Consider the following 3,146-nt stretch of genomic DNA (forward strand, 5'->3'; position numbering starts at 1 on the left):
ATCGACTTGCCCTCATCGATCAGTCGAACGAGGTCAGCGTGCAGGTCAGCGCGTAGTTTGGGGAGACGTTTGAGGGCAGCCGCGACATCCCGCTCCTTTGAGTCAAAAGAGAAGTTGGGGTTGAGCACCGTCAACTCAAGCATCGGGAGCGAGTCGTCTTTTTTGGTAGAACCTTCGGCAGGGGTGTTGCTTTCGTTGCTGGAGGACATCAGGTTTCTCCGTTGAGGGAGCCCGTAGGCTACAAACTATCTTGCCCCGCCGGCAAGGCGCGTTGAGCGCTGCCGATTTGACGAGAGCTAGCCACCGACATGCGGGAGGAGGACCGGAGGGTAGTTGTAGTCATTTGACCATCTGCTTGCATTCGACTCGACTACCCAGATGCATTCGGATTGATCAGTCGGTTGCGATCAGTGCCACTTAGTGCGCCTGAGCTGGGTATGGCTTTGGTTAGAATTCAGCTCCGCTTTCTGAAATGATGTGCTTCATCACTGTTTCGAAGGGGGTTGGAATGACGGCTTATGGAGAGCGGGTGTGGGATGTAGTCATCATTGGCGGGGGGCAAGCGGCTTTGGCAACTGCCTACTTCCTTCGCCGCACGGAGCTTTCGTTCATCATGCTCGATGCCGAGGAAGCGGCGGGCGGAGCTTGGCGACACGGTTGGAATTCCCTGCGGCTGTTCTCGCCGGCCACGTGGAGCTCCATTCCCGGTTGGATGATGCCAGCTGTCCAGGATGGCTATCCGTCTCGCGAGCATGTCATCGACTACCTCACCCAGTATGAGGCGCGCTATCAGTTTCCAATCGAACGGCCAGTGCGCGTCACCTCAATCGAGCGCGTTACCGGCGCGTTGCGTGTCCATTCAGAGTCTGGCTATTGGGATGCAAAAGCTGTGGTCAGTGCCACAGGTACTTGGAGCAATCCGAACATACCTGCCTACCCTGGCGCTGAGTTGTTCCGTGGCCAACAGCTGCATTCGGCTGACTACGTTGAACCGCAGGCCTTCTCTGGCAAGAGCGTGCTGGTCGTCGGCGGTGGCAACTCCGGCGCGCAGATTCTCGCAGAGGTTTCCAAAGTAGCGAATGCGACCTGGGTAACACCCACCGATCCACTCTTCCTACCTGACGATGTGGATGGCCGAGTGCTGTTCGAGCGGGCTACGGAGCGCTGGAAAGCGCAGATGGAGGGACGTGTTATTGAGCAGCCGGTCGGCGGGTTGGGCGATGTGGTAATGGTCCCGCCTGTAATGGAGGCGCGAGAGCGAGACGTTCTGCACGCGGTGAGGCCCTTCGCTCGTTTCACCCCTGACGGTGTGGTCTGGGCAGACGGCTCGGAGACCGCAGTTGATGCGGTGATCTGGTGCACCGGGTTCAAACCCGCCTTGGGACACCTCGCCAGCCTTGGGGTTGTTACTGAGCAAGGACGTGTAGAAGTCGAAGGGACCCAATCTGTGAGTGAGCCGAGACTATGGCTGGTCGGCTATGGCGAGTGGACTGGTTCTGCCTCGGCGACCTTGATCGGAGTGACCCGTACAGCCCGCAGCACCGCTGCTGAGATCGAGCGTTTTTTGGTGAAGGTGGAGGCCTGAGCTCCCCTATTTCCCCAAAGTGATCACCTGAACAGCTGGGAGTTTTGTTGGGATAGGTGGTCATCTGCTGCCCAACTCCCGAGCATTGCTCGGGAGTTGCCTATGACGATCACTGCTGTGGGCGGTTTCTCGCTGATAGCTATGGGCTAGACGATTTACTCCTTACGGATATCAATAATCGTCGCGCTGCTGCCGTCCATCCTGAAGTCAAACGCTACCTTATCTCCCACCTTCAACTTTTCCAGCTGCTGCGCAGTGGCCTTGAAGCCCATGGTCATGGCTGGCCATTTCAGCGCCGCCACCGGTCCATGCATTAAGGTCACTTTGCCGCCCTGGGCGTCTATGGCCTTTACCATCCCTTCAGCGTGAGCGGCAGGTGCTGCTTGAGCTTCCTTCATATCCATACCATCCATGTTCATCCCGGCCATGGAGTCTTGAGCTTGTGCGCCTGATGCAAAGGCGAAGAGCAGTGCAACACTGAGGTAGAGCTTTTTCATCGGATTTCTCCTGGTGTGGAATCGTGAGTGACTACAAGAGCGCGGCGCTGGATCAGCCAATACGCTGCGGGAATAACGAAGAGAGAGAGCAAGGGGGCGGTCAGCATTCCGCCTACCATGGGTACGGCGATGCGGCTCATCACTTCGCTGCCGGTCCCGCTGCTCCAGAGAATGGGCAGCAAGCCTGCAACGATCACTGCCACGGTCATCGCCTTCGGCCGGATGCGCTGTACCGCGCCCTCGCGAATGGCCTCAAGTAGAGCTGGCTGAGTGGGCTCACCATTGGCCTGTCGCTCGGCCCAAGCGTTATTCAGGTAGATCAGCATGATCACCCCGAACTCCGCCGCGACCCCGGCCAAGGCAATGAAGCCAACGCCGGTGGCTACCGACAGGTTGAAACCCATCAGGTACAGCAACCACACACCGCCGGTGAGGGCGAAAGGCAGAGTGCCCATGATCAGCAGCGCCTCACCTAGGCGGCCAAAGGTCAGATACAGCAGGACGAAGATGATGGCCAATGTCGCCGGCACCACCCAGGCCAACCGAGCGTTGGCGCGCTCCAGATACTCGAACTGGCCTGAATAACTCAGACTGACGCCTGGATCGAGCTTCACTTCGCGGTCAACTGCCTGACGCAGGTCAGCGACCACAGACGACAGATCACGGCCGCGAACGTCGATGTACACCCAGCCAGAGGGGCGGGCGTTCTCGCTCTTGAGCATCGGCGGGCCTTCGGCAATTCGCACACGGGCCAAGGTGCCGAGGGTTATCTGGGCACCTTGAGCGGTGTAGATTGGTAGCTGACGCAGTGCCTCGACTGAATCGCGCCATTCGCGGGGGTAGCGGACGCTGATCGGGTAACGCGCCAGGCCTTCCACCGTCTCCCCGATGGTTTCGCCACCAATGGCGCCGGCGACAATGGCTTGCACGTCGGCGATGTTCAGGCCGTAACGGGCAGCAGCCTGGCGGTCGATGTCGAGATCGACGTACCGTCCGCCGGTCAAACGCTCGGCCAGTGCCGAGGTCACGCCAGGTACAGTCTTCGCTACCCGTTCGACGGCCAG

General features: G+C 59.2%; 4 protein-coding genes. 1 reads left to right on the forward strand and 3 read right to left on the reverse strand.

What is annotated here, in order from left to right:
• Positions 1-209, reverse strand: a 209-nt coding sequence (locus DM373_RS28210; RefSeq protein WP_157966906.1) for a hypothetical protein, incomplete at its 3' end; no start/stop codon positions are given.
• A gap of 299 nt (positions 210-508) precedes the next feature.
• On the opposite strand from DM373_RS28210, the gene DM373_RS28215 reads away from it, so the two are divergent.
• Entirely contained in the window at positions 509-1,585 is a 1,077-nt protein-coding gene (locus tag DM373_RS28215; RefSeq protein WP_110996595.1) for an ArsO family NAD(P)H-dependent flavin-containing monooxygenase, read from the forward strand.
• A gap of 155 nt (positions 1,586-1,740) precedes the next feature.
• Here the strand turns inward: DM373_RS28215 and DM373_RS28220 are convergent, their stop codons facing one another.
• Entirely contained in the window at positions 1,741-2,082 is a 342-nt protein-coding gene (locus tag DM373_RS28220) for a copper-binding protein (RefSeq protein ID WP_110996594.1), read from the reverse strand.
• Positions 2,079-3,146: efflux RND transporter permease subunit (locus DM373_RS28225; protein WP_167409884.1), on the reverse strand; the 1,068-nt coding region annotated here is incomplete at its 5' end. The genes DM373_RS28220 and DM373_RS28225, both read right to left, overlap by 4 nt.

Origin of the sequence: Pseudomonas sichuanensis (assembly GCF_003231305.1) — a bacterium.
In the GTDB taxonomy this organism is placed as follows: Bacteria; Pseudomonadota; Gammaproteobacteria; order Pseudomonadales; family Pseudomonadaceae; genus Aquipseudomonas; species Aquipseudomonas sichuanensis.